The 13,157-nt window shown below is 70.0% G+C and carries 12 protein-coding genes; 3 read left to right on the top strand and 9 right to left on the bottom strand.

The genetic code is table 11. The features are described 5' to 3' along the window. Positions 1 to 163: 163 nt before the first annotated feature. The 4 genes from U1T56_RS11945 to U1T56_RS11930 form a co-directional block, all read right to left on the bottom strand. Complete coding sequence (locus U1T56_RS11945) at positions 164 to 1,285, bottom strand: NAD(P)/FAD-dependent oxidoreductase (RefSeq protein WP_418159696.1); 1,122 nt, start codon at positions 1,283 to 1,285, stop codon at positions 164 to 166. A 9-nt stretch (positions 1,286 to 1,294) separates the two neighbouring features. Beyond that, positions 1,295 to 2,368 carry a malate/lactate/ureidoglycolate dehydrogenase gene (locus tag U1T56_RS11940; protein WP_418159695.1) on the bottom strand — a complete coding sequence of 358 codons (1,074 nt, stop codon included), beginning with the start codon at positions 2,366 to 2,368 and terminating at the stop codon, positions 1,295 to 1,297. Positions 2,369 to 2,483: 115 nt separating this feature from the next. Beyond that, positions 2,484 to 3,320, bottom strand: coding sequence for an inositol monophosphatase family protein (locus U1T56_RS11935; RefSeq protein WP_418159694.1), 837 nt, complete (start codon positions 3,318 to 3,320; stop codon positions 2,484 to 2,486). Continuing rightward, entirely contained in the window at positions 3,317 to 4,654 is a 1,338-nt protein-coding gene (locus tag U1T56_RS11930; RefSeq protein WP_418159693.1) for a TldD/PmbA family protein, read from the bottom strand. The genes U1T56_RS11935 and U1T56_RS11930 overlap by 4 nt, the downstream gene beginning before the upstream one ends. 313 nt (positions 4,655 to 4,967) lie before the next feature. Between U1T56_RS11930 and U1T56_RS11925 the strand changes: the two genes are divergently transcribed. Continuing rightward, the gene (locus U1T56_RS11925; RefSeq protein ID WP_418159692.1) at positions 4,968 to 5,996 is read left to right on the top strand and encodes an extracellular catalytic domain type 2 short-chain-length polyhydroxyalkanoate depolymerase; all 1,029 of its coding nucleotides are present in this window, start codon (positions 4,968 to 4,970) and stop codon (positions 5,994 to 5,996) included. Between the two features lie 8 nt (positions 5,997 to 6,004). Here U1T56_RS11925 and U1T56_RS11920 read toward each other — a convergent pair whose 3' ends face one another. The 3 genes from U1T56_RS11920 to U1T56_RS11910 all read right to left on the bottom strand — a co-directional run bounded on the left by U1T56_RS11920 (position 6,005) and on the right by U1T56_RS11910 (position 8,756). After that, the gene (locus U1T56_RS11920) at positions 6,005 to 7,498 is read right to left on the bottom strand and encodes a UbiD family decarboxylase (protein WP_418159691.1); all 1,494 of its coding nucleotides are present in this window, start codon (positions 7,496 to 7,498) and stop codon (positions 6,005 to 6,007) included. A gap of 129 nt (positions 7,499 to 7,627) precedes the next feature. After that, positions 7,628 to 8,080 carry a hypothetical protein gene (locus tag U1T56_RS11915; RefSeq protein WP_418159690.1) on the bottom strand — a complete coding sequence of 151 codons (453 nt, stop codon included), beginning with the start codon at positions 8,078 to 8,080 and terminating at the stop codon, positions 7,628 to 7,630. A 118-nt stretch (positions 8,081 to 8,198) separates the two neighbouring features. Next, entirely contained in the window at positions 8,199 to 8,756 is a 558-nt protein-coding gene (locus U1T56_RS11910; protein ID WP_418159689.1) for a thioredoxin family protein, read from the bottom strand. 88 nt (positions 8,757 to 8,844) lie between these two features. Here U1T56_RS11910 and U1T56_RS11905 point away from each other — a divergent pair, with 88 nt between their 5' ends. Beyond that, positions 8,845 to 10,146 carry an MFS transporter gene (locus U1T56_RS11905; protein WP_418159688.1) on the top strand — a complete coding sequence of 434 codons (1,302 nt, stop codon included), beginning with the start codon at positions 8,845 to 8,847 and terminating at the stop codon, positions 10,144 to 10,146. A 22-nt stretch (positions 10,147 to 10,168) separates the two neighbouring features. On the opposite strand, the gene U1T56_RS11900 is transcribed toward U1T56_RS11905, so the two are convergent. Both U1T56_RS11900 and U1T56_RS11895 read right to left on the bottom strand, forming a co-directional pair. Beyond that, positions 10,169 to 10,822: a peptidoglycan-binding domain-containing protein gene (locus tag U1T56_RS11900; protein WP_418159687.1), complete on the bottom strand. Its 654-nt coding sequence runs from the start codon at positions 10,820 to 10,822 to the stop codon at positions 10,169 to 10,171. Positions 10,823 to 10,831: 9 nt separating this feature from the next. Then, positions 10,832 to 11,242 carry an EF-hand domain-containing protein gene (locus tag U1T56_RS11895; RefSeq protein ID WP_418159686.1) on the bottom strand — a complete coding sequence of 137 codons (411 nt, stop codon included), beginning with the start codon at positions 11,240 to 11,242 and terminating at the stop codon, positions 10,832 to 10,834. A 179-nt stretch (positions 11,243 to 11,421) separates the two neighbouring features. On the opposite strand from U1T56_RS11895, the gene U1T56_RS11890 reads away from it, so the two are divergent. Continuing rightward, a complete protein-coding gene (locus U1T56_RS11890; RefSeq protein WP_418159685.1) occupies positions 11,422 to 13,017 on the top strand; it encodes an alkaline phosphatase D family protein in 1,596 nt (531 codons plus the stop codon). Positions 13,018 to 13,157 lie beyond the last annotated feature (140 nt).

The raw sequence follows: 13,157 nt of genomic DNA, 5'->3' as shown, positions 1-13,157 counted from the left end.
GCAAGAGGGCAGGGCGGCCGAAAGATGCTCGGAAAGGGGCGACCGGCCATGGTGGCGCGTGTTCTGGTCTATCTCTACATGGTCCTGCTCGGCATCAGCTTCCTGATGGAGCAAGCTCCGCTCGGGGTCGCGATCGGCCCCTGAGCGCTGCCGTTCTCCCCGGCTACGGGCGTTCCAGCTCCGGCAGGCCCAGGCGGCGCGCCACCTCGCAGGCGATCGGCCAGGAGGCGGTAAGGCCCGGGCTCTCGATCCCGAACAGGTTGACGAGCCCCGCGATCCCGTGCCGCTCGGGGCCGTCGATGACGAAGTCGCGCGCGGGCGAGCCCGCCGGGTCGAGCTTGGGCCGGATGCCGGCATAGCCGGGAGCGAGAGCGCCGTCGGGAAGGTCCGGCCAGTATTTGCGGACTTCGGCGTAGAACGCGTCGGCGCGGGCCGGATCGACGTCGTAGTCGATCCGATCGACCCATTCGGTATCGGGGCCGAAGCGGCACTGGCCGGCGAGATCGACGGTGACGTGCACGCCCAGGCCCGCCTGCTCCGGGACCGGGTAGATCAGCCGCGAGAACGGCGAGCGGCCGATCAGCGTGTAGTAGTTGCCCTTGCAGTAATAGGCGGTCGGCACCAAGGCCGGGTCGAGGCCCTGAAAGCGCCGGGCGAGGTCCGGGGCGTCAAGGCCGGCGCTGTTGACGAGGCGGGTCGCGAGCAGCTCCATGGGCGCAGCACCGCCGACCTCGAGCACGATGCCCTCGGATGTGACGATGGCGCGCTCGAGCGGGCTCTCGAAAGCGATCATGGCGCCGTGCGCCTCGGCATCGCCCTGATAGGCCAGCATCAGGCCGTGGCTGTCGACGATGCCGGTGGTGGGCGACCACAGAGCACCGGTGCAGCGCAGCGCCGGCTCGAGCTGAATCGCCCGCTCGGCCGGCCAGGGCTCGAGGTCGGGCATGCCGAGGCCGGCCGCGTTCTTCCGGATGGTCTCGAGCGTGGCGAGCTGGGCCTCGCTGGTGGCGACGATCAGCTTGCCGCAGCGGACGTGCGCGATGCCGCGCTCCTCGCAGTAGCGATAGAGAAAGCGCTTGCCCTCGATGCAGAGCCGTGCCTTCAGGCTGCCGGCGGCGTAGTAGATGCCGGCGTGGATCACCTCGCTGTTGCGCGAGCTGGTCTCGGTGCCGATGGCATCCGCCCGCTCGAGCACGATCACCTCGAGCCCCGCCATGGCGAGCCGGCGGGCGCAGGCGAGCCCGACCACGCCAGCGCCGACGACGACGCAGTCGACCTTCTCCATGGCGGCTCTCTAGCGCCCGAGCGCTCGGTCGAGCTCGGCGTCCGACAGGCCGAGGCTGCGCGCGGCGGCGAGGATGTCGGCAAGGCTCTTGTCGTCGATCGGCACCCCTTCGGCCAGCCGCCGCTCGCGCGAGCGCTGCTCGGGCTCACCCGGCAGCAGGACCTCGGTGAAGCCCGGTGCCGGCGGCGAGGCCTTGATCCAGTCGCCGACGGCGAGCGTCTCGCGCGCGATCTGCATCGGGTCGCCCACGGCCGAGGCGTCGAGAACGAAGGAGAGCATGGAGTTGACGATGCCGTCCTGCCGCGCGTGGTGCGGGGCGATGGTCATGCCGCCCGTGACGGCAGCACCCAGGACCTCGCACAGGATGGCGAGGCCGGAGCCCTTGTGGCCGCCGAAGGCGAGGAGGGCACCTTTACGCGTGTCGACGTAGATGGTGGGATCGGTCGTGGGCCGGCCGTGCTCGTCGATGAGCACACCTTCCGGCACCGGCACGCCCTTGTTGCGCGCGACCCTGGCCTTGCCGAAGGCGATGGCGCTGGTCGCCATGTCGAGGAGGAGGAGCGGCTTGCCGTCCGGTCCCGGCACGCCGACCGCGAACGGGTTGGTGCCGAGCCGGGCGTCGCTGCAGGCGTAAGGAGCCTGGAGCGGATCGTGGTCGCCGACATTGACGAAATGGATCGAGACCATGCCGGCGGCGCAGCACTGCTCGGCCCAGTGCCCGATCCGGCCGACATGGGCGCTGTTGCGCAAGGCCACGACGACGGAGCCGTTCTGCTTCGCGCGCTCGATGCCGCGGCGCATCGCCTCCTTCGCCATCGCCTGGCCGAAGCCGCGTTTCGCGTCGAGGACGAGAACCCCGCCCCGATCGGCCACGAGCTCGAGCGTCTGGTTCGGGACGAGCAGGCCGGCATGGAGCATCCGGACATAGTCCGGGAACATGCCGATCCCGTGGCTGTCGTGGCCGGCGAGGTTGGCGGCGACCAGATGCTCGGCGACGTCGCGCGCCTCGGTCTCGCTGCTGCCCATGGCGCGGGCGATCAGGAAGGCGAGGTCGTAAAGGCGCTCGGAGGGGATGTTGGGCATGGCGCGCTCACGGGGCTCGAAGGTCTCGGGCGGTGCCTCTGCCCGCCGCCGTTCGCTGCTACCAGAGCCGGAAGGTCGCGGGAAGGTGCCCGTGCCGGCGACCTCCCATGCCGGTTCAGATCGGAAGACCACGGGCGCGCCGGTCCTCGGCATAGGCCCGATAAGCCTTCCGGGTCGCGGCGAGCAGGGAGCCGTGCAGTGCCGCGCCGGCGGCAAGCAGGCCCGGATGGCGGGGCTCCGGCTGGTTGAGCCGGATCGGCCCGCCGCCGGCATCGGTGACGACCGCCCCGGCTTCCGTGAGAAGCAGGGTGGCGGCGGCGATGTCCCAGTCGTGGATGCGGCGCCAGGAGAGATAGCCGTCGAACCGGCCCGAGGCGACGAGAGCCAGCTTGTAGGCGAGCGAGCCCATACCGGTGAGCCGGGCGTTCGGGAACAGGCTCGCGAAGTTGCGCTTCCTGCTCTCGAACCTGCTGGCCGCGATCCGCGCCCCCTCGAGGCTGGTCGCCCGGCTCGCCGCGAGCCGCTCGCCGTTGCGGAAAGCGCCCTCGCCGAGCCGGGCCTCGAACATCTCCTCGGTCGCCGGGTTGAAGACGAAGCCCATGACGGGATCGTTCTCGATCAGGAGACCGACGCAGATCGTGAACTCGGGCGTGCCTTCGGCGAAGGAGCGGGTGCCGTCGATGGGGTCCACCACCCAGACCCGTCGCCGGTCGAGCCGGGTGCGGTCGTCTTCGGTCTCCTCGGAGAGCCAGCCGTCGGTGGGATAGGCCCCGAGGAGCTCGGCATGGAGAAAGCGGTCGATCGCGACGTCGGCCTCGGTCACGACCTGGCCCGGACCCTTCTCCCAACGCTCGTGCTTCTGCCGGAAGAAGCGCATGGCGATCCGGCCGGCCTCGCGGACGGTCTCGCGCACGTGGGCGGCCTCGGCGGCCGGGACGGCGACGCCGGTCATCGGCCGGCCACCACGAGCCCGTCGATGCGGAGCGTGGGCGCATCGACGGCACCGCGAAGCTCGAGGTCGGAGGCGGGGACGAGGCGGGCGAACATCTCGGCGAGATTACCGGCCACCGTGACCTCGCTCACCGGGTAGGCGATCGCCCCGTTCTCGATCCAGAAGCCCGCCGCACCCCGGCTGTAGTCGCCGGTGACCGTGTTCACACCCACCCCCATCATCTCGGTGACGTAGAACCCTGCCGCGATGTCGGCGATCAGCGTCTCCGGTCCCACGACGCCGGGCTCGAGGAAAAAGTTCGTGGGCCCGGGGCTGCCGAGCGCCGCACCGCCGCGGCTGGCATGGCCGGTGCTCGCGAGGCCCAGGCGGCGCGCCGTCGCGAGGTCGAGGAGCCAGGTCGTGAGCACGCCGCCGTCGATCACCTTGCGCCGCGTGCCGGCGATGCCCTCGCCGTCGAACGGGCGCGAGGCGAGCCCGCGCGGGCGGAGCGGATCGTCGACGATGGTGACCCCGGGCCCGAACACGGGCTGCCCGAGCCGGTTCTCGAGGAAGGTCCGGCCCGCGGCCACCGCCTCGCCGCCGATCGCCGCCGCGAGATGGCGCAGCAGCCCGGCGGCCGCGCGCGGCTCGAACACCACCGGGACACGCGTCGTCGCCACCTTGCGCGGACCCAGGCGGCGGACCGTGCGCTCGCCCGCGGTCCGGCCGATCGCTTCGGGCGCCGGCAGGTCGGCCCGGTGGGTTGCCTGGCGGTATTCGTGGTCCCGTTGCATCGCGGTGCCGCTGCCAGCGAGGACCGTGACGCCGAGGCCGAAGCGGGTGCGGCGGTAGCTGCCCGAGAAGCCGTTCGTGGCCGCGAGCGTCACCGTGGCGGCGGACCACGAGGCCGAAGCGCCGTCGGTGTTGGTGACGCCGGGAACGGCCCGCGCTGCCGCCTCGGCCGTGGCCGCGGCGCGCTGCAGCGACTCGGCGGCGGGCTCGCCTGCCGGGTCGGCGAGGTCGAGCTCGAGCACTCCGGCGGCGAGCTCCTCGGGTGCGGCGAGGCCGGCCCAGGGGTCCTCGGGAAGAAGTCGCGCGGTCGCCACGGCCTCCTCGCTCAAAGCACGGAGCGAGTCCGCATCGAGCCGGTTGGTGGCCGCGGTCGCGACCCGGCGGCCGACCAGGACGCGCACCCCCAGCTCGCGCTCCTCCTTGCGCTCGAGCCCTTCGAGGGCGCCCAGGCGCCAGCTCAGGCCGAGGCTCGTGCGCTCGACCAGGAGAGCGTCGGCGGCATCCGCACCGGCGCGGGTCGCAGCGGCGAGGACGGCTTCGAGAAGCAGGCTGTCGTCGGTCATGGCAGGCGACATGTAGCGGTGACACCGCGCGCGGAAAAGGTACGACCACGGCGGCGAGCGCGGGCAACGGGGCGGGTCAGGCGCGGATCAGGAGAATATGGAGTATCGACTGATTCTCCGCGAAAAGGAATCAGGATGGTCAATGCAGGCTCAAGATTGTCAGGAGGTCGTGTGGCGCGGGTCGCGGCGGGGCAGCCGAGCGGGCAACCCGCATGGCATGGTCGGTTTGCCGCAGCCCGGAAGCCGCCATCCGGTCGTCATCGAACGGCGCTGGGCCCGGGCTCGCAAGCAGCACGCAGCAGGAGGTAGCAGCATGATCGACCGCGCCGCCATCCGCAGCGCTCTGGCCGTCATCCTGGCCTTTGCCCTCGCCGTCGGCGCCGACCCCGTGGTCCGCGCGGCCGAGCCGCTCCGCGCCTATGTGGCCGATGCGTCGGGCACGTCGGTATCGGGCATGTCCTCGGGCGGCTTCATGGCGGTGCAGTTCCAGGTCGCCTTCTCCAACGACGTGATCGGAGCGGGGATCGTCGCCGGCGGTCCCTATTACTGCTCGGAAGGCAAGATCGAGCTGGCGCTCGCCCGCTGCACCGGCACCTGGGCCGGGCCGCCCGATCCGGCGCGGCTCGTGGCGTTCGCGCGCGAGGCGGCGGTGAAGGACGAGATCGACCCGCTCGAGAACCTGGCGCGCCAGCGCGTGCTCGTGTTCGGCGGTATGTTCGACACGATCGTGACCCCGCCGGTCGTGGCGGCGCTCGCCGCGTTCTATCGCGAGGCCGGCGTGCCGCCGGAGCGGCTCGCGATCCGAGCCGATCTTCCCGCCGGGCACGGCTTCGCGACGCAGGACTTCGGCAGCACCTGCGCCGCGACCATCCCGCCCTTCGTCAACGCCTGCGGCTTCGACCTCGCCGGGGCAATCCTGCAGCACATCTACGGCAGCCTGCAGCCGCCGGCGCAGGCGCCCGCAGGGCGTCTCGTCGAATTCGATCAGAGCGAGTTCCTGCCCGATGCGAGAGCGCATGGGCTCGACGATACCGGCCTCGTCTACGTGCCCGGACCGTGCGAGCAGGATGCGCGCCGCTGCCGTCTCCACATCGTCTTTCACGGCTGCCTGCAGGGCCGCGAGCGGGTGGGCGATCTTTTCGCCACCCGCACCGGCTACAATCACTGGGCCGACAGCAACGGGCTGATCGTCCTCTACCCGCAGGCCGTGGCGACACCGCGCAACCCGGACGGCTGCTGGGACTGGTTCGGCTACGACGACCCGGCCTTCCATGTGCGGTCCGGCCGGCAGATGGCGGCCGTCAAGGCGATGCTCGACCGGATCGTGGCGCCCGGCCGTTGACGCGGGGCTCACTTCCAGATCGGCTTACCTGTGCCGGGCAGGCCGTAGCGGTCCCATTTCCGGGTGACCTTCTCGACGATCTCCTCGGCCATCCTGAGCTTCCGGCCCCACTCGCGCCTGGTCTCCGGCGGCCACTTGTCGGTGGCGTCGATGCCGAGCTTGCTGCCCAAGCCCGACTCGGGCGAGGCGAAGTCGAGATAGTCGATCGGCGTGTTCTCGATCACGACGAGATCACGGCCGGGATCGACGCGGGTGCTGATCGCCCAGATCACGTCGTTCCAGTCGCGGCAGTCGATGTCGTCGTCCACGACGATCACGAACTTCGTGTACATGAACTGGCGAAGATAGGACCAGACGCCCATCATGATCCGGCGCGCATGGCCGGGATAGGCCTTCCTGATCGAGACCACGGCCACACGGTAACTGCAGCCCTCGGGCGGCAGCCAGAAATCGACGATTTCGGGGAACTGCTGGCGGATCAGCGGTACGAACACGTCGTTGAGCGCCACACCCAGAACCGAAGGCTCGTCGGGCGGCCGGCCGGTGAAGGTCGAGAGATAGATCGGATCGCGGCGCATGGTGATCGCCGAGATCCGGAACACCGGGAAGGGCTCGACCGCGTTGTAGTAGCCGGTGTGATCGCCGTAAGGCCCCTCGTCGCCGTACTCGTCGAGGCTGACATGGCCTTCGAGCACGATCTCGGCCGTGGCCGGCACCTTGAGCGGGACGGTGACGCAGTCGACGAGCTCGACCTTCTTCCCGCGCAGGAGGCCCGCGAACTGGTACTCCGACATGGTGTCGGGCACCGGTGTCACCGCCGCCAGCGTGACGCCGGGATCCGCACCGATCACGGCCGCGGCCGGGAGCGGGTCGCGCCGGGTCTGCTTCCAGCGCTGGTGATGCTGCGCCCCGCCGCGATGCTTGAGCCAGCGCATGAGCGTGCGGTCGCGGCCCAGGACCTGCATGCGGTAGATGCCGAGATTGAAGCCGTCCTCGCGCACGCTCCCCGGACCTTTGGTGACGACCAGCGGCCAGGTGATGAGCGGTGCCGGCTCGCCCGGCCAGCAGGTCTGGATCGGCAGCCGACCGAGGTCGATGTCGGAGCCCTCGAGCACCACTTCCTGGCAGGGGGCGCGGCTCACGGTCTTCGGCTTCATGGCGAGCGCCGTTCGGAGGAGCGGCAGCATCTCCCACGCCTCGCTCAGGGATTCGGGCGGGACCGGCTGCTTGAAGAAGGCGAGCGTCTCGCCGAGCGCCTTCAGCTCGTGCGGCTCGCGGTCCATGCCCCAGGCGACGCGCTCGACCGTGCCGAAGAGGTTCGTGAGGACCGGCATGGTATGGCCCTCGACGTGCTCGAACAGCACGGCCGGCCCCTGCTCGGCCAGAAGGCGCGTGTGGATCTCGGTGATCTCGAGGACCGGCGAGACCGGCTCCCTCACCCGCACCAGCCGGCCGCGCGCCTCGAGATGCGCCATGAACTCGCGAAGGGAAGCGAACGGCACGGCAACGGACTCCTCGCTGGCAACGGGCCGGTCGCGGCCCCGGGTCAGCGAGATAGCCGAGCCTTCGGGCCTGTCCAGCCCCGAGGACGATCGCGACCGGCCCGGACGTCCGGGCCGGCCGCGCCGGTGTCATCGGCCCTTCTGGAGCGTGCAGCCGTAGCTGCCGATCTGCGCCGCCGCACCGGCATCGAGGATCGGGAAGCCCGGCGGGAAGGCCTTCGTACCACCCGCGACCGGCTTGCTGTCGAGGCGGAGCGCGCCCTCGAGCTTGCCCGAGGCGCCGATGGCGAGCGTGATCTGTCCGGCCTTCACCCCGGCGAGAACGACGTCGAACACGTGCCCGGCCGCGAGGTCGCCGCCGATCGGGCCCTCGAGCGTCGCCCAGAGCTGCCGCCGGCCCTTGCGGTCCTCGTAGCGGACCTTGCCGGTCGTGGCGCCGCCGTCGGCCCGGATGCGGCACTCGAGGCGGAGATCGCGGGGTGGAACGGGCTTGGGCGGCTTGCCGGACGCGGCGAACGCGGCCGGGCTCGCGAGGAGGGCGAGAAGAGCGAGACATGCCGACGAGGCGTGACGGGGCTGCATTGTCGTTCTCCCTGGCAGCATCGGCCGGCGTTGGTCCGGCCCGATGCTGCGGGTATAAGCCCCTTGCCGCGGCTATTCAACTTCAAAGAGAATTAGAAAGCGATCATGCGCTGCCGGTTCAAGCGGCGTGCCGCCACTTGATCGAGCAGCCCATGGAGGGAATCTGCTCCTGCGGGCCCTTGCCGGTCTCCGCCACCTGCCTCATCGCCTCGTAGAGCTCGCGACGGGCGGTGGGTGCTGCGGCTTCGCGCTTCGATTCGTCGAGCCGGCCGCGATATTGCAGCTCGAGATCGGCGTTGTAGCCGAAGAAGTCGGGGGTGCAGACCGCACCATAGGCCCTCGCGACCTCCTGGGTCGCATCGTGCAGGTACTTGAAGGGGAAGCCCTTCTCCTCGGCCCAGCGCTTCATGTTCTCGAAGCTGTCCTCGGGGTAGGCTTCGGCGTCGTTGCTGCAGATCGCGATCGTAGTGACGCCCAGCGCCGCGAGATCCTTCGCATCGCGGATCAGGCGGTCGATGATCGCCTTCACGTAGGGGCAGTGGTTGCAGATGAACACGACCACCGTGCCCTTGGATCCCTTCAGGTCCCCGAGCCGGTAGCGTCTGCCGTCGGTTGCGGGCAGCTCGAAGTCGGGGGCGGGCTCGCCGAAATTGCAGACCGGGGGGATCGCTGCCATGGTCGGGTCTCCTCGCGGGTGGTTTGCACGCGAGCCGTTCTAGCACAAGCGCCACCCTCGTGGCGCCAGGCCCCGGAGAAGGAAGCCCGTGACCACGGTCGAGATCGCCGATCCCGCAGCGGTGCGGGCAACACCCGCGACGAGAGCCCAGCTCGTGGCCTGGGCGCTCTACGACTGGGCGAGCTCGCCGTTCTTCGCCGTCGTCATCACCTTCGTGTTCGCGACCTACGTCACGACCGCGGTGGCGCCCGACGAGATCGAAGGCACCACGCTCTGGAGCCGGATGACCGTCGTGGGCGCCATGCTGATCGCGCTGACGAGCCCGGTTCTGGGGTCGATCGCCGACATCAACGGCCGCCGGAAGCCCTGGCTCTTGGGCTTCACGCTCGTGAGCGCGGGGGCCACCGCCCTGTTGTGGTTCGTGGCACCGCATGCGGCCTGCCTGCCGCTGGCGCTCTCGCTCGTCCTCGTCGCCAACGTCGCGAACGAGATCGGCCAGTCGTTCTACAATGCGATGCTGCCCGACCTCGCCCGCCACGAGGAGCTCGGCCGCTGGTCGGGCTGGGGCTGGGGGCTGGGCTACATCAGCGGGATCGTAGCACTCGGCCTGATCCTCCTCGTCTTCATCCAGCCGGAGACCCCGCCCTTCGGGCTCGACAAGGCCGAAGCCGAGCAGGTCCGGATCATCGGGCCTCTGGTCGGGGTCTGGTTCGTCCTGTTCTCGCTACCGCTTTTTCTCGTGACCCCCGACAAGCCCGCGAGCCCGCGGCCGTTCGAAGAGAGCGTGCGGCTGGGCCTGCGGACGCTTGTGGCCACGCTCAAGGACGTGCGCGGCAACGCCAACATCGCGAAGTTCCTCCTCGCCCGGCTGATCTACAACGACGGGCTCAACACGCTGTTCGCATTCGGCGGCATCTATGCCGCCGGCACCTTCGGCATGGCGCTGAACGAGGTGCTGCTGTTCGGGATCGCGCTCAACGTCACGGCGGGCTTAGGCGCCTTCGGCTTCGCCTTCATGGACGATCGGGTCGGCTCGAAGCCGACGATCCTGGTCGCGATCACGGGCCTGCTCGTCGCCGGAACGATCGCGCTGCTCGCGCACGACAAGACCACGTTCTGGATCGTGGCGCTCGTGATCGGCATCTTCGTGGGCCCGGCGCAGTCGGCGAGCCGCACGCTGATGGCGCGGCTCGCCCCGCCCGAGCAGCGCACCGAGATGTTCGGGATCTACGCGCTCACCGGCAAGGTCACGGCGTTCTTAGGCCCGTTCCTGTTCGGCGAGGCGACGAGCTGGTTCGCTTCGCAGCGGGCCGGGATGGCGACGATCCTCGTCACGTTCGTCGTGGGCGGGCTCCTGCTGCTTCCGGTGAACGAGCCGCGGCGGGGCTGAGCCGCCGCGGCCAGGCCGATGCTCAGGACGAGGCGGCGAGGGAGGAGCGCATGCGCTGGATGATCGAGGGGGTCAAGGAGCCCGTCTGCGGCAGGCCCTGCGAGGCCTCGAACTGCATGATGCCCGAGCGGGTGCGGGCACCGTAGACGCCGTCGATCGGCCCGCGATAGTAGCCGAGCGCAGTGAGCAGGCGCTGGGCGGTCATCACGTCGGCCGTGCCGGTCACCGCCGCCGGGGTGGCGGCACCCGTGCGCTCGCGCTTCCACTGCTCGTAGAGGTTCTGCTCCTCGATTTCCTTCCGGACCTGCTCCTTCTGCAGCGCGCTCTGCCGCTCGTAGTCGAGCTTCCGCTGCGTCTCGAGGTCGGCGTTGGCCTGCGCCTGCTGGGCCGAGCGGATTTCGTTCGGCCGGTCGACCAGGACGTTGCCGGCGATGCCGCCCAGAAGCGCGCCGCCCAGCATCGCCAGCGTGTTGTCGTGCTTGCCGGCGATGGCGCGGCCGAGGAGCGCGCCCGCACCGGCGCCGCCCGCCGTGCCGAGGCCGATGCCGGAGGGCGAGGTGACTCCGGTGTTGTAGTTCTGGCCCTGTGCGCAGGCACCCAGAGCCAGGGCAGCCGCGAGGGCGCCCGACAACGCCAGCGGCCGGGTGGAAAGGATGCGCCCGAGATCAGACGACATGGTGCTCACTCACTTGGAAGCTTCGAACCGCATCACCTCGTCGAGCGACAGACGGCCGTCGCCGTTCGTGTCCGCTCGCCGGAAATCCTCGAGCTTGCCGGCCATGACCTCCTGGAAGGAGAGCCTGCCGTCGCCGTTCGTGTCGAGCCTCCTGAAGGCGGCGGGATCGGCATCGACCAGCTCGTCGGGCGTGAGAAACCCGTCACGGTTGGCATCAAGACTGTGAAACCGCTTCGCCTGATCGGCCCCGAGCTCGGCCTCGTCGACGAAACCATCACCGTTGGTATCCGCAGCCAGGAAGGCGAGATCGCTCGTCTTCGGTCCCGTTTGTGCCCGACCCGTCGTAGCCGAACCGAAAGCGACGAGCGATGCGACACCGATGATCATCGCCAGAACGTGTATGCTGCGTCGTGCGCTCATGCCCGCTCCCCGACAGTTCCGGTCCGCCGCGCCGAGATGCGCCGGCCTCGCCGGAGCGGCTCGTCGGCCCTCTCCGGCCGGCATCGCTCCTGCCGCACTCCTGCAGACGTCGGACGACGTCATCACGGCTATGATGATGTGTGCACGCTGCGGAGCATGTACCAGGGGAGCGGGACGGGATGGCCGGAACCAAAAAGCCGCTGCTGACGCGCCGACGGTGGCTGCAGGCGAGCGCCGGCCTCGTGGCGGCAGCCCCTTTTCGCGGTCTCGCGCAAGGAGCGCCGGCCGTGGTCACCGCCGAGCGGATGCGGCCGCGGGCTCCTTACGGTGCGCAAGCCGGCGACGTCGTCGGCGACCGGGCCATCCTGTGGAGCCGGGCCGACCGGCCGGCACGGATGACGGTCGTGTGGTCGACCACGGAGAGCATGGCCGATCCGCGCGCCGCCCCGCCGGTGGATGCCCTGCCCGAGCACGGGCTCACCGCCAAGATCGACCTCGAAGGCCTGCCGCCGGGACAGCGCATCTTCTACGAGATCCGCTTCTCCGATCCGGGCGATCCCGACCTCGTGAGCGAGCCCGTGCGCGGCAGCTTCGAGACCGCGCCGGCCGAGCGGCGGAACATCCGCTTCGTCTGGGGCGGCGACGTGGCCGGGCAGGGCTGGGGCATCAACCCCGATTTCGGCGGCATGCGCATGTTCGAGACCATGCGCGCGGTCGAGCCCGACTTCTTCATCCACTCGGGCGACACGATCTATGCCGATCACCCGATCCTGCCCGAGGGGCGGGCGCGCAACCCCGACGGCAGCGTCTGGCGCAACGTGACCATCCCGGAGAAGCTCAAGGTCGCGGAGACGCTCGACGAGTACCGGATGAACCACGCCTACAACCTGATGGACGAGCACGTCCGCCGCTTCAACGCGCAGGTGCCGGTCTATGCGCAGTGGGACGACCACGACGTCCTCAACAACTGGTATTGGGAGCTCAGGAAGGACCGCGACCGGCGCTACAAGGAAGGCAGCGTCGCCGTGCTGGCGCATCGCGCCATGCAGGCGTTCCACGAGTATCTGCCCACGCGCCGGCACCCGCTCGAGCAGGAGCGGATCTTCACGAGCTTCCGCTACGGGCCCTCGCTCGAGGTGTTCCGCATCGACCTTCGGAGCTATCGCGGCGCCAACGAGGAGAGTCTCGAGACCGCTCTCTCGCCGCAGGCGCGGATCGTGGGCCAGCGTCAGCTTGCCTGGCTGATGGCAGCGCTCGCCGCCTCCACCGCCACCTGGAAGGTGATCGCCTGCGACAAGCCGCTCGGGGTCGTGATCTGGGACGATCCCGACACGCGCGTGACCGTGGACGGCGTGGCGCAGGGCCACAACGGACGCCCGCTCGGCCGCGAGCTCGAGATCGCCGATCTCTTACGCTTCATCCGCGACCGCAACATCAGGAACGTGGTCTGGCTCACCGCCGACATCCATTACGCCGCGGCACACCGCTACGATCCCGGCCGGGCCCGGTTCCAGGAGTTCCTGCCGTTCTGGGAGTTCGTGGCGGGGCCGCTCAACGCCGGCACCTCCGACCCGAAGCGGCTCGATGCCACCTTCGGGCCCGAGCTCGTGTTCATGAAAGCGGCCCCGCCGGGCCTGTTCAACCTGCCGCCCTCGGCCGGGCTGCAATTCTTCGGCCAGGTCGACATCGACGGAGCGAGCGAGGTGATGACCGTGCGGCTCAAGGATCTGAGCGGCGCCACCCTGTTCACGCAGGAGCTGATGCCGGAAGCCTGACGACCGTTGATCGGAAGGATCAGGCTTATGGGCTTGAGGCGACATAAAGGAACCATCAAGCGGCTGCATTCCGGCTCGCTGCTGCCTGGAAGCGGGGCCGCAGCGCGCTACTATCCAGGTCTCGCCGTCCCTCGACCCGG

The sequence above is a fragment of the Benzoatithermus flavus genome, assembly GCF_037908215.1.
Taxonomy (GTDB): Bacteria; Pseudomonadota; Alphaproteobacteria; order Geminicoccales; family Geminicoccaceae; genus Benzoatithermus; species Benzoatithermus flavus.
This window is presented reverse-complemented; position numbering and strand designations above follow the sequence as displayed.